Origin of the sequence: Conexibacter arvalis (assembly GCF_014199525.1) — a bacterium.
Lineage (GTDB): Bacteria > Actinomycetota > Thermoleophilia > Solirubrobacterales > Solirubrobacteraceae > Conexibacter > Conexibacter arvalis.
Map to the genome: position 1 here is coordinate 104,788 of NZ_JACHNU010000003.1, position 18,748 is coordinate 123,535.

Genomic DNA, 18,748 nt, shown 5'->3' on the forward strand with positions numbered 1-18,748 from the left:
GCGGGGCGCGGAGCGGAGGCGAAATGCGCCCCCCTCCATCTTTAGCTGGCGGATCTCCACCTTAAGCTTGTAGCCACCAATGCGAACATACGTTCGTGAACAGCACCGGCTCAGACACCCCTCCCTACGTGATCTTTCGCCAGGCGCTCGACGCCGGCGACCTCGCCCGCATCCGCTCGCTCGCCGCGGCGATGCCGCGGATCAGCCTTCAGGACGCGCTGCGCATCTGCCTGCTGATGCGCGATCACGACGGGTACGAGCGGGCCGCGATCCGCTGGGTGGGACGTTTCGCGCTCGAGGCGCGCACCGTGGCGATCGAGGATCTGCAGGCCGCCGCGGCCGCGCTCGACGCGCTGCCCGACCGTCCCGACGCGGCGATGGAACAGCTCCTCCGCGTGTGTGCGCGGTGCGGCGTGACGTAGCTCGCTCAGCTGCCCGGCAGATAGGTGAGAAGGACGACGCCGGAGTCGAACCGCCTGACGTCGGCGAGCCGCATCCGCACCGTGCCGCGGTCTCCCAGCACGTGGACGTTCCCCTTGCCCCAGACGAGCGGATTGACGTAGATCTCGTACTCGTCGATCAGCCCCTGCTGGGCGAGGGCGTAGGCGAACTCGCCGCTCCCGTGCATGAAGAGGTCGCCGGCGACCTCGCGCTTCAGCCGCGGGAGCGCGTCCGCGAGGTCGCCTTCGAGCACGGTCGCGTTCCTCGAACGAGCACGCGCCGTGGCCTCCGTCCGCCTGCACCCAGTCGCCGACCGGGTCGACGACGCCGTCGAGCGTCGCCTGGGTGGTTGCGATCAGCTTTCCCATCAGATCTCCTTCGATTCGCGTTCGCTTGCGCAGCCCTGGCAGTCAGACGAACGCAGGAGCGCCGACTCATCGGTCGAGCAGCGTGAAACACAAACGTCGCAGGTGCAACATTTTTGTTTCACCTGCTACCGTTCTGTTCCATGTCCGTCGCCGAGACCGAACTGCTCGACACCGTCGCCCGCGTGCTCGCCCGGGAGCCGGGCTCCTCGATGCAGGAGATCGCGACCGCCGCCGGGGTCAGCCGCACGACGCTCCACCGTGCCTTCGGCGACCGCGCGACGCTCGTCGAGCGCGTCAGCGCGCACGTGCTGGGCGACTGCGCCCGCCTCTTCGACGAGGCCGGGATCGACGACGGGCCGGTGCTGGAGGCGTTCGACCGCCTGATCGAGGCGACGCTCCCGCTGGCCAAGGCGTACGCGCTGCTGTTCGCCGAGCCGGACGTCTACCGCATCACAAGACTGGTCGAGGAGATCAGAACGCAGGACGAGCGCTTCGAGCGGTACTTCGCGCGCGGCCAGGCCGCCGGCGTCTTCCGCCCCGACCTCCCGCCCCGCTGGCTGGTCTACTCGGTCGGCTCGCAGCTGACCGCCGTCTGGTGGGCGATCGACGACGGCTTCGTCGGCACGCGCGACGCGGCGCGGCTGGTGCGCGCCACCGTGCTCGGCGGGATCGCCGCGCACGCCGTCACCGACGACCCGTCGCTCGGAAGCTGGACGAAGCCGTGACGACCGCGCTCCGCCCGGGCGGGCGCTGGACGGTCCTCGGCGTCATCTGCGCGGCGATCCTCGTCGTCGTGATCGACGTGACGGTCCTCCACGTCGCGGCCCCCGCGATGACCGAGGAGCTGAAGCCCTCCGCCGTCGCGCTGCTGTGGATCATCGACGTCTATCCGCTCGTCGTCGCGCCGCTGCTGGTCGCCTCCGGCGCCCTTGGCGACCGCTTCGGCCGCAAGCGGATCCTGCTCGCCGGCCTCGTCGTCTTCGGCATCTCCTCGGCGCTGGCGGCGGTCGCCTGGACGCCCGGCATCCTGATCGCCGCCCGCGCGGTCATGGGCGTCGGCGGGGCGATGATCCTGCCGGCCTCGATGGCGATCGTCCGCGACGTCTTCGAGGACCGCGACGAGCGCCGCACCGCCGTCGGCATCTGGAGCGCGACGATGGCCGGCGGCGCCGCCCTCGGCCCGCTCGTCGGCGGCTTCCTCGTCGAGCACTTCTCGTGGCACGCCGTCTTCCTCATCAACATCCCGGTCGTGCTGCTCGTGCTGCCGTTCGGGCTGCGGCTGCTGCCCGAGAGCCGCGCCGCCGAGCCGCCGCCGTGGGACACGCTCGCGGTCGTGCTCGCAGGCGTCGGCATCCTTGGCGTCGCCTTCGGCCTCAAGGAGGGCGCGCGCCACGGCTTCGTCGACCCGCTCGTGCTCGGCGTGCTCGCCGCCGCGGCCGCGTCGCTGACCTGGTTCGTGCGCCGTCAGCTCGCGCGGCGCGAGCCGCTGCTCGACGTGCGCCTCTTCGGCGACCGCGCCTTCGCGGTCGCGGTCGGCTGCGTGATGCTGGCGATGTTCGGCCTCGTCGGCCTGGAGCTGCTGTTCGCGCAGTACCTGCAGCTGGTGCTCGGCCTCGAGCCGCTGGCGGCGAGCGTGCGGCTGCTGCCGCTGATGCTCGCGAGCCTCGCCGGCGGGCTGCTCGCGGCGCCGCTGCTGCGGCGCGCCGGCACCCGCGCGACGATCACGGGCGGCCTGCTGCTGACGACGGTCGCGGTGGTGCCGATGCTCTCGCTCGGGGTCGCCGACCAGTACCTGCTGCTGGCGCTCCCGTTCGTCGCGCTCGGCTTCGGCCTCGAGGTCGCGCTCGTCGCCGCCAACGACGTGATCATCTCCGCCGTCCCGGCCGAGCGTGCCGGCAACGCCGCGTCGATCGAGGAGACCGCGTACGAGCTCGGCGGCGGGCTCGGCGTCGCGGTGCTCGGCTCGATCGCCACCGCCGTCTACAGCGGCGCGCTGACCACCGTGCCGGGCGTCGGCGAGAGCGGGATGGCCGCCGCCGACGAGTCGCTCGGGCGCGCCGTCGAGGTCGCCGCCGGCCTGCCCGCCGCCGCCGGCGCCGCGCTCCTCGGCGTCGCGCGCGAGGCGTTCGTCGACGGCCTCCATGTCGTGCTGCTCGTCAGCTTCGGCCTGCTCGCGGCGAGCGCCCTGCTCGCGGCGATCGTGCTGCGCCGGGGCACCAGAGAGGCCGACGGCGGCGACCGGACGCCCGGCGGCGCGACCACGCCCGGCGCCACCAGCCACGCGGCGCCAGCCGGCGTGCAGGCGGCCGGCGCCCCCGGCGACGCGACGGCGCTCAACGCTGCCGCCGGCGCGTCGGCGCCCAAGGCCGCCCCCGTTTCCGTCGAGCCGATCGGCGGCGGCGCACCCTAGCTCGCCGCGACCGTCGATCCGTGTCCCGATGTGGGACGCAGATCGCCGGTCATGCGCGCTGCGGATGCTGGAGCGCCGCGTGAGCCCGGCGGCGGGATGCGCGGCGCGGGCGGCTTTCGGGCATGGTCGAGGCGTGGAGGTCCATGCGCGCCGCACGATCGCCGCCCCGCCGGAGCGGATCTTCGCCTTCCTGGAGGCGATCGACCGCCATTGGGAGCTGCTCGGCCGGCGCCTGGAGCCGCTGCGCGGCTACGACGGCCGCCGCTCCCGCGCGCGGCTGCGCGGCCCGCTGGGGATCCGCCGCACGCTCTGGATCGAGCTCTCCGAGCTGCGCGCGCCGCAGTCGCTGACCGGCCGCGTCGAGGCGGGCGGCGGCCGCACGGTCGGGACGGTCCGGTGGGATGTGCGGCCGGTCGCCGCGAGCACGGCGACGACCGTCGTGCTGACGGCCCGCACCGACGTCGCCGGGCCGCTCGACCGGCTGCTGCTGCTCGCCGGCGGCCGGCGCTGGCTGCGGCAGTCGCTGGAGCTGGTGCTGGCGCGGCTCGACGCGCGCGTCGGCGGCGCGGATCGGTAGCGCTCGCAGGCGATGCCGTCGTCGTCGGCAGACGGCGCGCGATCGCGCTCGCATGGGCGGCGAGGAGCGGCGATGATGGCGCCATCCTCTCCTCGATCCTGATCGGCCTCGGCGGTCTCCTGATCGTGCTGCTCGTCCGCGTCGCGGCGGACCGCAGCGGACTGCCGGCGGCGGTGCTGTTCGTGCTCGCCGGCTCGGCGCTCGCCCTCCTGCCGGTGCCGACCGCCCCGCTCGATCCCGACGTCGTGCTCCAGCTGGTGATCCCGCCGCTGCTGTACGCCGCCGCGCTCAACGCGAGCCTCTTCGAGATCCGCTCCAACCTGCGCCGGATCGCGTCGCTGTCGGTCGGGCTGGTACTGATGACGGGGCTCGCGGTCGGCGTGGCGCTCGACCTCGTCGTCGCCGAGCTGAGCTTCGCGGCGGCGCTGGCGCTCGGCGCGGCGGTCGCGCCGCCCGACCCGGTCGCGGCGCTGGCGATCGGCCGGCGGGCGAGACTGCCGTCGCGGCTCACGACGCTGATCGAGGGCGAGGGTCTGCTCAACGACGCGACGGCGCTGACGCTGTACGGGATCGCCGTGACCGCGGTCGCGGCCGGCGGCGACGTCTCGGTGCCGGAGGGCGTCGGCAGGTTCCTCTTCGCCGTCGCCGGCGGGCTCGCGGCGGGCGTGCTCGTCGCGTGGGTCGTGCGCGCGAGCCGCCGGCATCTCGACGACCCGCTGCTGGAGAACGCGCTCTCGCTCGCGACGCCGTTCGCCGCCTACGCGCTCGCCGAGTCGGTCGACGCGTCGGGCGTGCTCGCCGTCGTGATCGCGGGGCTGTGGCTCGGCCACCAGTCGCCGCTGATCGAGTCGGGCGCCAGCCGCCTGCAGACGCGCGCCGTCTGGCGACTGATCGAGTTCGTGCTGGAGGGCTACGTCTTCCTGCTGATCGGCCAGCAGCTGCCGGACGTGATCGCCGACCTCGACCGCTACCCGACGAGCACCGTCGTCACCGCCGCCGGCGCGACCGTCGCCGTCGTGCTGCTGGTGCGGCCGCTGTGGCTGCTCGGGCTGCGCGGCGAGACGCTCGACCCGGACGGGAGGCCGCTGTCGCTGCGCGACGTCGTCGCGCTGTCGTGGTCGGGCACACGCGGGGTCATCACGCTCGCGACCGCCGCCGCGCTCCCGCTCGCCTTCCCCGACCGCCACCTGCTGCTGTTCTGCGCCTACCTCGTCGTGCTCGTGACGCTCGTCGGGCAGGGGCTGACGTTCGCGCCGCTGCTGCGCGCGCTGAAGCTGAGAGCGGCCGACGCCGACGAGCGCCGCGTCCGCGCCGAGGCGCGCCTCGCCGCGGTCGACGCCGGCCGCGAGCGGATCGACGAGGTGATCGAGGAGCAGCAGCTGCCCGAGGACGCGGCGCGGCGCGTCCGGCAGCTCTACGAGGGCCGCCGGACCGTCGCCGAGCAGCGCCTCGTGCGCACCCGCGAGCGGCTCGACGCGCTCGACGACGCCGACGAGGACGCGGTCGAGCGGCTGTCGAGCGCAGTCGAGGCGGTCGGCGCGCTGCGACGGGCCGCGCTCGACGCCGAGCGCGAGGAGCTGGTCCGCTGGCGCGACGCGGGCCGCCTGCCGGAGTCGAGCCTGCGCGCGCTGCTGCGCGAGCTCGACCACCAGGAGGGCCTGCTGTCGGGCGGCGGCGGAGCGTGAACGGCGCGGTTCGCTCGCCCGAGCGCTCGTAGACGATCAGGCGTGGGACGCGGCCGCGCCGGCTCAGCCCGGCGCCAGCCGCACGCCGGCCTCAGCCCGGCGCAGCCGCGCGACCGCCTCGACCTCGACCGGGACGCCGAGCGGGAGGCTGGCGACGCCGATCGCGCTGCGGGCGTGACGGCCGCGGTCGCCGAGCAGCTCGTGGATCAGCTCGGAGGCGCCGTTGGCGACCTGCGGCTGCTGCGTGAAGCCGGGGGCGCTCGCGACGAAGACGGTCAGCTTCACCATCGTCACGCGGCCGAGGTCGCCGTCGGCGGCGGCCTTCAGCTGCGCGAGCACGTGCGCGGCGCAGCGGCGGGCGCAGGCGACGCCGTCCGCGACGTCGGCCTCGCGCTCCAGCCGACCGGTGCGCAGCACCGCGCCGTCGTCGTCGAACGGCACCTGGCCGGAGACGTGGAGCGTCCCGTCGCCGCCCGGCGCGACCGGCAGGTGCCAGGCGGTCGCCGGGCCGGAGGCGCGCGGCAGCTCGGTCTCCGCTGATCTGCTCATCTCATCGCTCCTGTCGTGTCGATCTGGAAGGTGGCCGGGTCGACCGCGGCCGGCGCGTTCGCGCGCGGGAGGCGGTGCGGGTCGGCCGGGCAGCAGCCGGGCGTGTCGACCTCGATCGCCGCCGCGGTCACCTCGCCGTACGGCGCGCGCCAGGCGACGGCGCCCTTGACCGCGATCGCGGAGGCGGCGGCGGGGTCGACGCCGTTGGCGGTCAGCTGCTCGATGTGGAACGGCGGCGTCGCCTCCGACATCGCGACGATGGTCACGCCCTCGACGTCGAGCACCGCCGTCTCCCCCATCGAGAAGCGCTGCCCGGTCATGTAGCTGCCGCCGCTCGTGTAGCGGCCGTCGCCGAGCCGCACGACCCGCGCGCTCACCGGCACCGGCGGCCCGTGGAGGTCGTCGGCGTGACCGCCGAGGGCGACCTCGACCGTCGCGCCCGCGCCCGCGGCGCGCGCCGCCGCGACCGCTGCGCGGTCGACGAGCAGGACGACCGCGCCCGCGACCCGCTGCGCGACCAGCTCCGCCAGCAGCGCCGTCCCGTCGCCGGGCGCGCCGCCGCCGACGTTGTCGGCGAGGTCGGCGAGCACGACCGGGCGCGTCCCGGCCGCGATCAGCCCGCGCGCCTTCGCGACCGCCGCCGCCGGGTCGTCGCGCGCGGTCGCGAACGCGCCGAGGTGGGCCTCGATGTCGGCGAGCGTCTCGGCGACGACCCGCCGCGCGGCGGCGAGCGGGTCGGCCGCCGCGGATTCGGCGCCGCCGCCGGCCGCGGCCGCGAGCGGGTCGGCCGCCGCGGAATCGGCGCCGCCACCGCTCGCGGCCGGCACGTCGGCGAGCGTGGGCTCGCGACCGGGCGCATCCGCCCGCGGCAGCGCCGCCGTCGCCGTCACGCTGAAGCCGCAGCGCGCGACGTCGCTGTACGGGAAGCCCGGCAGCAGCGAGATCCGCGCCACGCCCGGCGCCGCCGCCGCGCGCGCCTCGGCGCGCTCGATCAGGCCGGCCATCGGCTCCGACGCCGTCCCCTGCGCGACCGGCGAGGTCAGGTGCGGCAGCTTGCCGAGCACCGTCGCGAGCCGCTCGCCGCCGAGCGCGCGGGCCAGCAGCGCGGCCGCTTCCTCCCCGCACTCGCGCATGTCGACGTGCGGGTAGGTGCGGTAGCCGACGATCGCGTCGCAGAGCGCGACGGCCCGCGCCGAGGGGTTGGCGTGGAGGTCGAGGACGGCGGCGATCGGCACCGCCGCGCCGAAGCGGGCGCGGATCCGCGCGAGCGTCTCGGCCTCCATGTCCTCCGCGCCCTCGCAGACCATCGCGCCGTGGAGGTTGACGAGCACCCCGTCGACCTCCGGCGCCGCCGCGAGCGCCCGCTCCAGCCGCGCCAGCAGCGCGGCCGTCGTCGCCGCGTCGGGCGGCGCCGCCGGCCACGCGCCGGCGGAGAAGAGCCCGATCGGGACGAGCGGGCCGCCGGCCTCGGCGCCAGGCCAGGCCGCGGCGCCGCCGCCCTCCGCGCCCGGCCCGGCCGCTGCGCCGCCGTCGGTCGCAGCGGAAGCGGGCGGCGCGGCCCCGCCGCCGCCCGCCGCCGCCAGCCCGTCGAGGAAGCCGCCGATCACCGAGCCGGTCCCGCGGTGATGGTCGAGCACCGCTGCGCCGTCGAGCAGCTCGAACGCCTCGAAGGCGGCGAGCGTCGTCGCCCCCGGCGCGTAGGTGTTGGTCTCCTGCCACATCCCGACGATCGCGACGCGGCCGCCGGCGCCGCCGCCCGCCGAAGCGGGCACGGCGCCGGAGTGGTCGTGCGCACGGTCGGCCATCCCGCTCACAGGATCCCGTACCGCGCGAAGGCGTCGGAGGCCTTCATCCCGTTGGCGAGGTCGCGGCGCATGTGGTTCTCGCCGCCGACCTTCTCCAACGCCAGCGCGACGACCTCCCGCTCGAGCGCCGACGGCACCACGACGGTGCCGTCTGCGTCGGCGACGACGAGGTCGCCGCTCTCGATCCGCACGCCGCCGCACTCGACCGGCTCGTCGATCGCGACGACCTCGTCGCGCGCGAGCGAGTCGGCCGGGCTGGCGCCGCGCGCGAGCGTCGGGAAGCCGAGCCGGTTCAGCTCGCGCACGTCGCGCGTGCCGCCGTCGACGACCGCGCCGCGGCCGCCGGCGGCCTGCACCGCGGTCGCGAGCAGGCCGCCGAACAGCCCTGAGGAGACGCGCCCGCCGCCGGCGAGCACGAGCACGTCGCCGCCCTCCATCGCGTCGATCATCCGCAGCAGCAGCGCGTACGGCTCCGCGGGCCGCTCGGAGACGGGGACGGCGCGCGCGGTGCGCGCGCGTCCCACGAGCGTCCAGTCGCCGGCGACGACCGGCGTCAGGCCCGGCGCCAGCACGCGGTCGCGCCTGCCGAGCCCGTCGAGCACGTCGGAGACGACGGCCGCGTAGAGGCGGCCGGCGAGCGCCTCATAGTACGAGGCGCCCTCCGTGCGATCGATCTCCGCGCCCGTCATCCCGGGATCTGGACGTGCAGCGTCCGGCCCGCTCTGACGTTCTTGACGACGTGGCGTCTGCCGCTCCACGGCGCGATCACCTCGACGTCGACCTTTCTGCGCGCGCCGAGCCCGACGTGGACCGTGTGCAGCATCCCGCCGGCGTAGCTCTCGGTCGAGGAGACCTCGCGGCTGAAGTAGAGCGCGCCGCGCGGCCGCGGCCCTCTGCCTCTGCCATGCGGTCTGCCGCTGCCCTCGTAGACGTTGACGACGGCGCCGAAGGCGCGGCCGGTCGGCCCGACCTCTACCTCGATCGAGTTGCCGCCGCTGGTCGTGTTCTCGAAGTAGCGCGACGGCAGCTCCGGGAACCACTCGGCGACGAACAGGTCGACGTCGCCGTCGCGGTCGAAGTCGCCGTTGACGCCGGTCGGCCAGTAGCGCTTTATTCTCGCGTTCTCCCACTGGCTGATCTCGGGCGTCGCGGTGCGCTCGTCGAACAGCCCGCTCGGCGGCGTGAACTGCGGGATCCCGTCGTCGACCCCGGCGTGGCGCCAGATCGCCGGCTTGGTGCCGTCGCCGACCGAGACGCCGGTGACGATGTCGAGACGGCCGTCGTCGTCCATGTCGGCGAGCGTGATGTGAGCCGACTTCGTGTCGATCAGGCCGATGCCGGTCTGCGCCGTCACGTCGCGGAACCGCGGCATCCCGTCCGCATCGGGGCCGTCGTTGAGGTAGACGTGGATCGGCTGCGGCCAGACGGTCGTCAGGCCCGGGTAGGGGTGAGCGCCGATCACGAGGTCGGGGCGGCCGTCGGCGTTGAGGTCGCCGACCGCGATGCCGGCCGACTCGTCGTTCCAGCCGCCGGTGACCATCGTGAAGACGCTCGCGTCGGCCTCGGTGAATCTGCCGCTGCCGTCGTTGACGAGCAGCCGCGCGCGGCCGTAGGTGCCGGCGCCGGCCGGGTCGTCTCTCGTGCGGCGGGTGCCCGAGACGAGGATGTCCGGGGCGCGGTCGCCGTTGAGGTCGGTCGCGACGGCGCCGAGGCCGCTGACGTCGTCGGGGATCCCCGACGACGCGGTCGCCTCGGTGAAGGTGAGGTCGCCGTTGCCGAGGTAGAGGCGGCTCGACGACGGGCCGAGCTGCGGCTGGTAGTAGATGTCCTCGACGACGAAGAAGTCGAGGTTGCCGTCGCCGTCGTAGTCGGCGACGGCGAGCGCGCGCGCCCCGATCTCCTCCGCGACCTGGCCGACGCGCGTGAATCTGCCGCCGTCGTTGCGCAGCACGACGACCTGCTGGCCGTTGGTCGGCGGCGGTCTGTTGTTGACGTACTCGTACGGGTAGTAGTGGGAGACCAGCAGGTCGAGGTCGCCGTCGCCGTCGAGGTCGGCGAAGGCCGAGCCGCTCGAGTTGCCGTCCCGCATCTCCGGGAAGGTCGGGTCGGCTCTGAAGCCGTCGGGGCCGCCGAGCATCAGGCGGTCGGGCGAGATCTCTCTCGCGCCGCGGTCGCCGAAGCGGAAGAAGCTCGACCAGGACATCTCCTGGTAGAAGCCGCCGACGTAGAGGTCGAGCCAGCCGTCGCCGTTGACGTCGGCGGCCGCCGAGGTGTGGACGAACATGCCCAGCAGCGGATCCCACAGCCCCCGCTCTCTCGTCTGCTCGGTGACCTCGATCGGCCCGATCGGCGGCGCGCTCGGTCTGCCCGCGAGGGCCGAGCCGGCCGAGGCGCAGAGCGCCCCGGCGGTCAGCAGCGCGCACGCGGCGGCGCGCACGGGTGAGTTCATGATCGATCTGCTCCTTTGCCGTCAGCGGACGCGCAGCGTCCGGTTCGCGGGAACGAGGCGGTGGGCGCGCACGCCGCCGCCGGGGAGGGTCACCTTCACGTCGACCAGCAGCCGCTTGCCGAGGCCGAAGCGGGCCCGCGGCTCGACGCCGCCGGCGTAGCCGGTCGTGGCGACGATCGGCTGCGAGCCGATCAGGGCGCCCGGGCGGCCGAGCTGGCCGGCCTTGTAGACGTCGACGCGGGCGCCGATCAGCGCGGCCGGGACGCGGCCCTCGACGTTCAGCCAGCGGTTGCGCAGCAGCGGCAGGCGGGCGCCCGACTCGTTGCGCAGCAGCCGCGACGGCAGGTCGGGGAACCACTCGGCGAGGAAGACGTCGACGCGGCCGTCGCGGTCGTAGTCGAGCGTCGTCCCGGTGCCCCAGTAGCGGTACATCCCGAGCGCCTCCCAGCCGGAGTGCTCCGGCGGGGTCGTGCGCTCCTCCGGCGCGAGGCCGGCCGGGTTCTCGAACCGCGGCAGGCCGCCGCTGACGCCGCGGCCGCGGAAGATCGCCGGTCTCGTCCCGTCGCCGACCGAGGTCGCCGCGACGATGTCGAGCCAGCCGTCGTTGTCGACGTCGACCAGCTCGACGTGCGGGGCGCGCGTGTGGATCAGCCCGAGGCCGATCTCGCCGCTGATCTCGCGGTAGCGCGGACCGCCGTCGGGGCCGAGCCCCTCGTGCAGGTAGACGCGGATCGACTCGCCCTCGGCGAGGATCGAGCTCGACGCCGGCGTGCCGGCGATGTGCTGCCCGAGCACGAGGTCGGGCCGGCCGTCGCGGTTGAGGTCGCCGACGGCGATCCCGCCCGACTCGTCGCTGGTCGAGAGCGTTCTGAAGTGGAAGGCGCTCGCGTCGGTCTCGGCGAAGCTGCCGCCGCCCCGGTTGACGAAGATCCGCGCCGCGCCCGACTCGAGGATCCCGGCCGAGGCCGGCTCGCTGCGGCGCGAGCCCGAGACGAGCAGGTCGGGGAGGCCGTCGCCGGTGAGGTCGGCAGCCGAGACCGCCAGGCCGGTCAGGCCGCTCGTCGGCAGCCCGGCGGCGGCCGTCACGTCGGTGAATCTGAGGTCGCCGTCGTTGCGCAGCAGGACGCTCGAGTCTCTGCCGTAGTAGCGGTCGTTGACGAAGAAGAGGTCGAGGTCGCCGTCGCCGTCGTAGTCGAGCACGCCGACGTGGCGCATCGTCCGTCTCGCGAACAGCTCCTGCGCGACGGTGAATCTGCCGCCGTCGTTGCGCAGGATCATCGACGGCGTCGAGTAGGCGCCGAACGGATCGTTGGCGCGGTCGACGCCGTTGCGCGACAGCACGATGTCGTTGTCGCCGTCCCCGTCGAGGTCGACGATCGCGCCGCCGGTCGTGCGGGCGGTGAACGTCGGGAAGCTCGGGTCGGCTCTGAAGCCGTCCGGCCCGCCGAGCAGCAGCCGGTCGGGCGCGCGGCCCGGCGAGTTGCGCGCCATGTAGTCGACGTCGGGCCGGTCGCCGAAGGTGCCGACGACGAGGTCGGTCCAGCCGTCGCCGTTGACGTCGCCGGCGAGCGCCGCGTGCCCGTACATGCCGAGCAGCGGGTCCCACAGGCCGGTCGCGGTCGTCGTCTCCGAGAGCGCGATCGGAGCCCTGGCCGCCTGTGCCGCGGCAGGGGTCATCGCGGCGGCCGCGAGCGCGGCCGCCAGCACTGCCTTGCATCGCATCTACTTGACTCCTGTCTCCTCTGTGAGCGACCCGCCGTGCCGCGGGCGCTCGATCTCGATCGTCGATCCGATCCCTGCCGACGCCTCCAGCGCGAGGCTCGCGCGGACCGCGGCGGCTCCGTCCGCGGCCGTGCAGAGCGGGGCCTGGTCCCCGCGCGCGACCGCGACGAAGTGGTCGACCTCGCGCGCGAGCGCGCCGCCGAGGCGGCCGTGCAGCTCGGGCGCCCACGCGACGTCGGCGTCGAGCTGGCCGTCGCAGCCGACGGCGAGCAGGCCGCTGTCGCCCTGCGACACGCGCAGCGCGCCGTGCTCGCCGATCACCGTCACGCCGGCGAGGCCGAAGCCGGGCGTGCGGTCGGGCAGGCACCAGCCGACCTGGACCGTCCCGTGCGCGCCGTCGGCGAACCGCAGCGCGCCCGACAGCAGCTCGCCCGGGTCGCCGTAGCCGTGGACCTCGACGAGGTCGCCGGCGTACCAGCGCGCGAGGTCGAGCTCGTGCGAGGCGTAGTAGAGCGCGACGGTCGTGCGCTCGCCGAGCCGGGCGCGGTCGGCGGCGACGCCGATCCGCTCCTGGCGGACCGCGACGACGCGGCCGATCTCGCCGCGCGCGATCGCGTCGCGGACGGCGGCGTAGCGCGGCTCGAACCGCAGCACGTGCGCGGCGAGCACCGGCACGTCGGCGCGCTCGGCGGCCGCGACGATCGCGTCGGCCTCCTCGCTGCTGTGCGCGATCGGCTTCTCGACCGCCAGCGCCCGGCCGGCCTCCAGCGCCGCGAGCGAGGCGTCGAGGTGGAGGTGCTCGGGCGTGCAGACGACGACGGCGTCGACGCCGGGTGCGGCGGCCGCCTCGCGCGCGTCGGCGACGTGGCGGGCGCCGAGCCGCTCGGCGAGCGCTCCTCCCCGCGCCGCGTCCGGGTCGCCGACGACGGCGACGCGGGCGCCGGCGTGCTCGTGCAGCGCCCGTCCCCAGCGCTCGCCCATGAATCCGGCGCCGATCACGGCGACGGCGATCGGGGCGGCGGGACGACCGCCGGCCGTCCCGTCGGCGAGGGCGGCGGTGGGATCGGCGTTCACGGTCATCGGACCTCCTCGGCTCGGTGGCAGGCCGACCAGCGGCCCGGTTGCACCTCGCGCGGCAGCGGCGCCTCGGCGGCGCAGCGCTCGACCGCGAGCGGGCAGCGCGCCCGGTAGGGGCAGCCCCGCTCGACGGCCGCCGGCGCCTGCGCCACGACCGCGGCGGCGTCGAGGACCGGCGCCCCGGCCGGCGCCGCGTCGGGCGCCGGCCGGCCGCCGCGAGCAGGCGCGGCGACCGCTGCGGGCGCGGCCGCCGCGGCGGCGTGCCCCGCCGCGGCGGCGTCCGCGCCGCCCGACCCGCGCCGCCGGCCCGCCTGGCGGATCGACGGGATCGCGTCGAGCAGCTCGCGCGTGTAGGGGTGGCGCGGGCGGGCGTAGACCTCGGCCGCCGGCCCGCGCTCGACCATCGCCCCGCGGTACATCACGCCGACCTCGTCGGCCATGTGCTTGACGACGCCGAGGTCGTGCGAGATGAACAGGTAGGTCAGGCCGCGCTCGGCCTGGAGGCCGCGCAGCAGCTCCAGCACCTGCGCCTGCACGGAGACGTCGAGCGCCGAGACCGGCTCGTCGCAGACGACGAGCCGCGGCTCCAGCGCCAGCGCCCGCGCGATCACGACGCGCTGGCGCTGGCCGCCCGACAGCTCGTGCGGGAACGCCTCGGCATGCCGCCTCGGCAGCCCGACCTGCGCCAGCAGCTCTGCCGCGCGCGCGGCACGGCCGCCCTTGGGCGTCAGCCGGTGGACGCGCCACGGCTCCTCGACGATCCGCCCGACGCGCATCCGCGCCGGCAGCGCGCCGGCCGGATCCTGCGCGACGATCTGGACGTCGCGGCGCCACGCCTTCAGCGCCGCGCGGCCGAGCGTCGCCGGGTCCTGGCCGCACGCCTCGACGCGGCCGGCGGTCGGCGCGTCGAGGCCGAGCACGATCCGCGACAGCGTCGACTTGCCGCAGCCCGACTCGCCGACGAGGCCGAAGGTCGTCCCCTCGGCGACCTCGAACGAGACGCCGGCGACGGCGCGCAGCGTCCCGCCGCCGCGCCCCAGCCCGGCGGCGCGCAGCGGGTACTCCTTCACGACCTCATCGACGCGCAGCGTGCTCACGGACGCTCACCTCCTCCTCGGGGTGGACGGCGAAGCAGGCGACCGCCCGCTCCCCGTCCTCGTCGACCAGGCGCGGCATCCGCTCGCGGCAGAGGTCTGTCGCCAGCGGGCAGCGCGGCGCGAACGGGCAGCCGGGCGGCCGCTCGCGCGGGTCGAGCGGCTCGCCGCGGACCGGCGCGGCGACGGGCTCCTCGCCCTCCAGCTCGCCGACCGCCTCCAGCAGCGCGCGCGTGTACGGGTGGCGCGGGTCGTTGACGACCCGCTCGGTCGGGCCCGACTCGCAGACCGTGCCGGCGTACATCACGATCGTCCGGTCGGTGAACTCGGCGACGACGCCGAGGTCGTGGGTGATCAGCACGACGCCGGTGCCGAGCCGCTCGACGAGCGCGTCGAGCTCGCGCAGGATCTGCGCCTGCGTCGTGACGTCGAGCGCCGTCGTCGGCTCGTCGGCGATCAGCAGGCCCGGCCGGCACGAGAGCGCCATCGCGATCATCACGCGCTGCTGCATCCCGCCCGAGACCTCGAACGGGTAGCAGTCGGCGACGCGCTCGGGATCGCGGATGTTGACCAGCCGCAGCGCCTCGATCGCCCGTCTGCGCGCCTCGCGCCGCTCGCACTCCTGATGCAGCTCGATCGCCTCGGCGACCTGCCAGCCGATCTTGAAGACCGGGTTCAGCGAGCTGCCGGGGTCCTGGAAGATCATCGCCAGCTCGCGGCCGCGGACCTTGTTGAGCTGGCGCTCGGAGCAGTCGAGCAGCTCCCGCCCGCGCAGCCGCACCGAGCCGGCGGCGACGCGGCCGGGGGCGTCGAGCAGCCCCATCACGGCCAGCGCCGAGACCGACTTGCCCGAGCCGCTCTCGCCGACGATCCCGAGCCGCTCGCCGGCGCGCAGCGAGAACGAGACGTCCTCGACGGCGCGCACGACCGGCCCGTCCTCGAGCGGGAACTCGACCCGCAGCCCCTCGACCGCGAGCAGCGGCGGGTCGGCGTCTGGGGCCGCCGCGGCGCCGGCCGGGGCCGGCGCGCCGCCCGCGGCCGGGGCGCCGTCGGCCGGCCGCCGCTCGCGCAGCCGCGCCGCGCCGCGGGCGAAGCGGCCCGTCAGCTTCAGCCGCGGATCGAGCACGTCGGCGAGGCCGTCGGCGACGAGGTTGATCGCCAGCACCGCGAGGAAGATCGCCATGCCGGGGAAGACGAGCATCCACCAGGCGATCGCGACGTTCTCGCGGCCGTCGGCCAGCACCGTCCCCCACGAGACCGCGGGCGGGTCGATGCCGAGCCCGAGGAAGGCGAGGATCGACTCCAGCAGCATCAGCACCGCCAGCTCGATCAGCGCGATCACGAGCGCCGTCGGCAGCACGCTCGGGAGGATGTAGCGCAGCATGATCCGCCGGTCGGAGGCGCCGAGCGCGCGGGCGCCGCGGACGTACTCCTTCTCGCGCTCGACCAGCACGCGGCTGCGCACGACGCGGGCGTGGATCACCCAGTCGGCGATCGCCAGCACGAAGATGATCCGCAGCGCCGACTTCGTGTCGCTGACGGCGAGGATCGCGAGCGCCAGCAGGATGAAGGGGAAGGCGAGCTGGACGTCGGCGAGCCGCATGATCACGGTGTCGACCCAGCCGCGGTAGAAGCCCGACAGCATCCCGAGCGCGATCCCGACCGCGGCGGCGATGACGACGGCGGCGCCGGCGATCATCAGCGAGGTGCGCGCGCCGTGGATCAGGCGGCTGAGCACGTCGCGGCCGAGCTGGTCGGTGCCGAGCACGTGGCTCCACTCGCCGCCGGCGCCCCACGCCGGCGGCAGGAACTTCTGCTTCGGGTCGATCGCGTTCGGGTCGTGCGGCGCCAGCAGGCCGGCGAACAGCGCGCAGGCGAGCAGCAGCGCGACGATCGCGAGGCCGATCGCGACGGAGGGGCGGCGGAGGCGGCGCATCATCCCTCCAGCCCCAGTCGCACGCGCGGGTTGAGGTAGGCGTAGGCGACGTCGACGAGCAGGTTGGCGAGCACGAAGACGGTCGCGACGACCATCACGACGCCCTGCACGACGGGGAAGTCGCGCGTCTCGATCGCCTGCAGCGTCAGCAGCCCGACGCCCGGCCAGTTGAAGATCAGCTCGACGACGAAGGCGGCGCCGAAGACGAAGCCGATCTGCAGCCCGAGCACGGTCACGAGCGGCAGCGAGGCGTTCTTGAGCGCGTGCACGAGCAGGATGCGCCGCTGCGGCACGCCCTTCGCGCGCGCCGTCCGCACGTAGTCCTCGTGCAGCGCCTCCATCATCGACTGGCGGATCGTCCGCAGCAGCGCCGCGATCAGGACGGCCGAGAGCGTGATCGTCGGCAGCACGTACGCCTTCGCACCCTCGTTGCCGATCGCCGGGAACCACTGCCGCTCGACGGCGAAGAGCAGCACGAGCATCACGCCGATCCAGAAGTTCGGCAGCGACTGGCCGACCATCGAGACGACGAGCGTGAAGCGGTCGAGCAGGCCGCCCGGTCGCGCGGCCGCCGCGATCCCCAGCGGGACGGCGACCAGCAGCGCGAACAGGAGCGTCGTGACGGCCAGCGACAGCGTCGCCGGGATCGCCTCCAGCACCAGCTCGAGCACCGGCCGCTCGTGGCGGAACGACTGGCCCAGGTCGCCCTGGACCAGCCCCTGCAGGTACGACCAGAACTGCGACAGCAGCGGGTCGTCGGTCCCGAGCCGCTCGCGGATCTGCTGGACCGTCTCCTCCGAGCTGCCGGGCGGCACCATCAACCGCGCCGGGTCGCCGGGGACGAGCCGCAGGACCAGGAAGGTGACGCACGCGACCCCGAAGATCACGAACGCCGCCTGGCCGGCGCGGCGCAGCAGGAATCGTCGCGCGCCCGGGCTCACCCGGAGATCTCCACCGGCCAGAAGTCCTGCACGAAGGTGGGGTAGACCTCGTAGCCGCGCACGTTGTCGCGCAGGCCGTTGGAGAGGTCGCTGTAGACGATCGGGACGGCCGGGACCAGCTCGGACCAGAGGTGCTCCTGCAGTCTCCCGTAGGTGCGCTCGCGCGCGGCCGCGTCGGTCTCGGTCTTGCCGGCGTCGATCAGCGCGTCGGAGGTTCTGTCGTTGGCGCCGGTCCAGGCGCCGGGCGAGCGCAGCAGCGTCGCGAGCGCGAAGTCGGGGTCCTTCGTGAGGTTGCCCCAGCCGCCGTAGAAGACCTCGCCCGGTCTCCCTCTGCCGAACAGCATGTCGATCCAGGCGGCCAGCTCCAGCAGCGTCAGTCTACAGGTGAAGCCGACCTCCTCGAGGTTCTGCTGGGCCAGCTCGCAGATCTCCTTCGACTTCGGGTAGAAGCCGGTGCTGCTGCCGAGCTCGAAGGAGACCGGACCGCCCGCTCTCGCCAGCTCCGCTCTCGCCCGCTCGGGGTCGAACGCGTACGCCGGCTGCTGGGGCGCGCGGAACTCGATCCCGCTCGCGAGATGGGAGTCGGCCGTTGCCGCCTTGCCGCCGACCAGCCCCGCCATCGACTCGCGGTCGAGCGACCACGCGAACGCTCTGCGCAGCCCGGCGTTGGAGCCGAACGGGTCCTTGTCCATCCGGAACCACATCGACTGGATCTCGGGCGCGGTGACGGAGATCGCCTGGGCGCCGTCGCCGCGCTCGATCAGCGACAGCTGGTCGGGCTCGACGCGGTCGATCACGTCGGCCTGGCCGGCGAGCAGCGCGTTGAGGCGCGTCTGGGAGTCCTGGATGAACTCCCACGTCACCGTTCTCAGTCTCGCCGGGCCGCGGTAGTGGTCGTCGAAGCGCTCGAGCGTCTTGACGTTCGGCTTGTCGTCGGCGAGCTTGAAGGCGCCGGTGCCGTTGGGCCGTCTCTCCAGCGTCGTGCGGCCTCTGGCGATGTCCTCGGCCGAGAGGATGTCGGTGATCGCGAGCGTGTTGAGCAGCGGACCGAACGGCTTGGCGCCGATCAGGCGGACGGTCAGCTCGTCGACGACCTCGCCCTTGTGCGGGACGCCCCAGGTCGCCGCCATCGCCAGCGGCTCTCTCTTGTCGCCGTCGAAGCCCGAGGCGAGCTCGACCGACGCCTTCACGTCCTCGGCGGTCAGCGGCTGGCCCTCGTGGAAGGTGACGCCTCTGCGCAGCTTGAACTCCCACGTGCGCGCGTCGATCTGTCTCCACGACTCGGCGAGGCCCGGCTCGAGGCTCATGTCGGGCTGGACCTCGACGAGGCGGTCGAAGAGGTTGCGCTGGATCTTGAAGCCGATCTGCGCGGTGTGGTTGTACGGGTGCCAGTTGGCCCAGAACGACTCGCCGACGAGAAAGCGCAGGGAGTCCTTCCCGCCACCACCGCCGCCGCCGGCGGCCGCGGTCGTCCCGCCGCCGGTCGCTTTGCTGCCGCAGGCGGCGAGCGCCGTCGGGGCGACGGCGACGATCCCGAGCATCGAGGTCAAGCGCGCGAAGTCGCGACGCGAGATCTCCCCGCGGCGGAGCTTGCGGTCGGCGACCTCCAGCGCCTCGCGCGCCCGGTCGTCCTGGGCTGCGTCCATGTCACTTCCCTCCATATCCGTTCCGCCGGCTTTCACTAGGTGAAATAC

At 74.7% G+C, this 18,748-nt stretch carries 15 protein-coding genes and 1 pseudogene; 5 read left to right on the top strand and 11 right to left on the bottom strand.

Features of this window, described 5'->3' with window-relative positions; genetic code table 11:
• Positions 1 to 95 precede the first annotated feature (95 nt).
• Positions 96 to 422 (top strand): hypothetical protein, encoded by a 327-nt coding sequence (locus BDZ31_RS12810; protein WP_183342651.1) that lies wholly within the window; start codon positions 96 to 98, stop codon positions 420 to 422.
• Between the two features lie 5 nt (positions 423 to 427).
• Here the strand turns inward: BDZ31_RS12810 and BDZ31_RS12815 are convergent.
• Positions 428 to 739 (bottom strand): annotated as a pseudogene (locus BDZ31_RS12815) (dihydrofolate reductase family protein); the annotation flags it as partial.
• A gap of 210 nt (positions 740 to 949) precedes the next feature.
• On the opposite strand from BDZ31_RS12815, the gene BDZ31_RS12820 reads away from it, so the two are divergent.
• The 4 genes from BDZ31_RS12820 to BDZ31_RS12835 all read left to right on the top strand — a co-directional run bounded on the left by BDZ31_RS12820 (position 950) and on the right by BDZ31_RS12835 (position 5,481).
• Entirely contained in the window at positions 950 to 1,534 is a 585-nt protein-coding gene (locus BDZ31_RS12820; RefSeq protein ID WP_183342653.1) for a TetR/AcrR family transcriptional regulator, read from the top strand.
• A complete protein-coding gene (locus tag BDZ31_RS12825; RefSeq protein WP_343075580.1) occupies positions 1,531 to 3,219 on the top strand; it encodes an MFS transporter in 1,689 nt (562 codons plus the stop codon). Before BDZ31_RS12820 ends, BDZ31_RS12825 begins: the two co-directional genes overlap by 4 nt.
• Before the next feature lie 133 nt (positions 3,220 to 3,352).
• Positions 3,353 to 3,796 carry an SRPBCC family protein gene (locus BDZ31_RS12830; protein WP_183342654.1) on the top strand — a complete coding sequence of 148 codons (444 nt, stop codon included), beginning with the start codon at positions 3,353 to 3,355 and terminating at the stop codon, positions 3,794 to 3,796.
• A gap of 125 nt (positions 3,797 to 3,921) precedes the next feature.
• A complete protein-coding gene (locus BDZ31_RS12835; protein ID WP_221243040.1) occupies positions 3,922 to 5,481 on the top strand; it encodes a Na+/H+ antiporter in 1,560 nt (519 codons plus the stop codon).
• A gap of 63 nt (positions 5,482 to 5,544) precedes the next feature.
• Here the strand turns inward: BDZ31_RS12835 and BDZ31_RS12840 are convergent, their stop codons facing one another.
• Genes BDZ31_RS12840 through BDZ31_RS12885 form a run of 10 tightly spaced genes read right to left on the bottom strand, consistent with a single transcriptional unit; the run spans position 5,545 to position 18,700 of the window.
• The gene (locus BDZ31_RS12840) at positions 5,545 to 6,030 is read right to left on the bottom strand and encodes a RidA family protein (RefSeq protein WP_183342655.1); all 486 of its coding nucleotides are present in this window, start codon (positions 6,028 to 6,030) and stop codon (positions 5,545 to 5,547) included.
• Entirely contained in the window at positions 6,027 to 7,835 is a 1,809-nt protein-coding gene (locus BDZ31_RS12845) for a M81 family metallopeptidase (RefSeq protein WP_183342656.1), read from the bottom strand. Before BDZ31_RS12845 ends, BDZ31_RS12840 begins: the two co-directional genes overlap by 4 nt.
• A 5-nt stretch (positions 7,836 to 7,840) precedes the next feature.
• Entirely contained in the window at positions 7,841 to 8,524 is a 684-nt protein-coding gene (locus BDZ31_RS12850; RefSeq protein ID WP_183342657.1) for an RraA family protein, read from the bottom strand.
• On the bottom strand, positions 8,521 to 10,284 hold the full coding sequence (locus BDZ31_RS12855; protein ID WP_183342658.1) for a CRTAC1 family protein: 1,764 nt from the start codon (positions 10,282 to 10,284) through the stop codon (positions 8,521 to 8,523). Before BDZ31_RS12855 ends, BDZ31_RS12850 begins: the two co-directional genes overlap by 4 nt.
• 21 nt (positions 10,285 to 10,305) lie before the next feature.
• Positions 10,306 to 12,006: a CRTAC1 family protein gene (locus BDZ31_RS12860; RefSeq protein ID WP_183342659.1), complete on the bottom strand. Its 1,701-nt coding sequence runs from the start codon at positions 12,004 to 12,006 to the stop codon at positions 10,306 to 10,308.
• Positions 12,007 to 13,086: a Gfo/Idh/MocA family protein gene (locus BDZ31_RS12865; RefSeq protein ID WP_183342661.1), complete on the bottom strand. Its 1,080-nt coding sequence runs from the start codon at positions 13,084 to 13,086 to the stop codon at positions 12,007 to 12,009.
• Entirely contained in the window at positions 13,083 to 14,180 is a 1,098-nt protein-coding gene (locus BDZ31_RS12870; protein WP_183342663.1) for an ATP-binding cassette domain-containing protein, read from the bottom strand. The genes BDZ31_RS12865 and BDZ31_RS12870 overlap by 4 nt, the downstream gene beginning before the upstream one ends.
• Positions 14,158 to 16,113 (bottom strand): dipeptide/oligopeptide/nickel ABC transporter permease/ATP-binding protein, encoded by a 1,956-nt coding sequence (locus tag BDZ31_RS12875; RefSeq protein WP_221243041.1) that lies wholly within the window; start codon positions 16,111 to 16,113, stop codon positions 14,158 to 14,160. Before BDZ31_RS12875 ends, BDZ31_RS12870 begins: the two co-directional genes overlap by 23 nt.
• Positions 16,113 to 17,054, bottom strand: coding sequence for an ABC transporter permease subunit (locus BDZ31_RS12880; protein WP_183342667.1), 942 nt, complete (start codon positions 17,052 to 17,054; stop codon positions 16,113 to 16,115). Before BDZ31_RS12880 ends, BDZ31_RS12875 begins: the two co-directional genes overlap by 1 nt.
• The gene (locus BDZ31_RS12885) at positions 17,051 to 18,700 is read right to left on the bottom strand and encodes an ABC transporter substrate-binding protein (RefSeq protein ID WP_183342669.1); all 1,650 of its coding nucleotides are present in this window, start codon (positions 18,698 to 18,700) and stop codon (positions 17,051 to 17,053) included. Before BDZ31_RS12885 ends, BDZ31_RS12880 begins: the two co-directional genes overlap by 4 nt.
• Positions 18,701 to 18,748: the final 48 nt, after the last annotated feature.

What these genes read in the sequence shown, in the direction of transcription:
- BDZ31_RS12885 (WP_183342669.1), bottom strand. Translation starts at nt 18,700, where the DNA reads ATGGACGCAGCCCAGGACGACCGGGCGCGCGAGGCGCTGGAGGTCGCC.
- BDZ31_RS12875 (WP_221243041.1), bottom strand. Translation starts at nt 16,113, where the DNA reads ATGCGCCGCCTCCGCCGCCCCTCCGTCGCGATCGGCCTCGCGATCGTC.
- BDZ31_RS12820 (WP_183342653.1), top strand. Translation starts at nt 950, where the DNA reads ATGTCCGTCGCCGAGACCGAACTGCTCGACACCGTCGCCCGCGTGCTC.
- BDZ31_RS12845 (WP_183342656.1), bottom strand. Translation starts at nt 7,835, where the DNA reads ATGGCCGACCGTGCGCACGACCACTCCGGCGCCGTGCCCGCTTCGGCG.
- BDZ31_RS12855 (WP_183342658.1), bottom strand. Translation starts at nt 10,284, where the DNA reads ATGAACTCACCCGTGCGCGCCGCCGCGTGCGCGCTGCTGACCGCCGGG.
- BDZ31_RS12860 (WP_183342659.1), bottom strand. Translation starts at nt 12,006, where the DNA reads ATGCGATGCAAGGCAGTGCTGGCGGCCGCGCTCGCGGCCGCCGCGATG.
- BDZ31_RS12840 (WP_183342655.1), bottom strand. Translation starts at nt 6,030, where the DNA reads ATGAGCAGATCAGCGGAGACCGAGCTGCCGCGCGCCTCCGGCCCGGCG.
- BDZ31_RS12865 (WP_183342661.1), bottom strand. Translation starts at nt 13,086, where the DNA reads ATGACCGTGAACGCCGATCCCACCGCCGCCCTCGCCGACGGGACGGCC.
- BDZ31_RS12850 (WP_183342657.1), bottom strand. Translation starts at nt 8,524, where the DNA reads ATGACGGGCGCGGAGATCGATCGCACGGAGGGCGCCTCGTACTATGAG.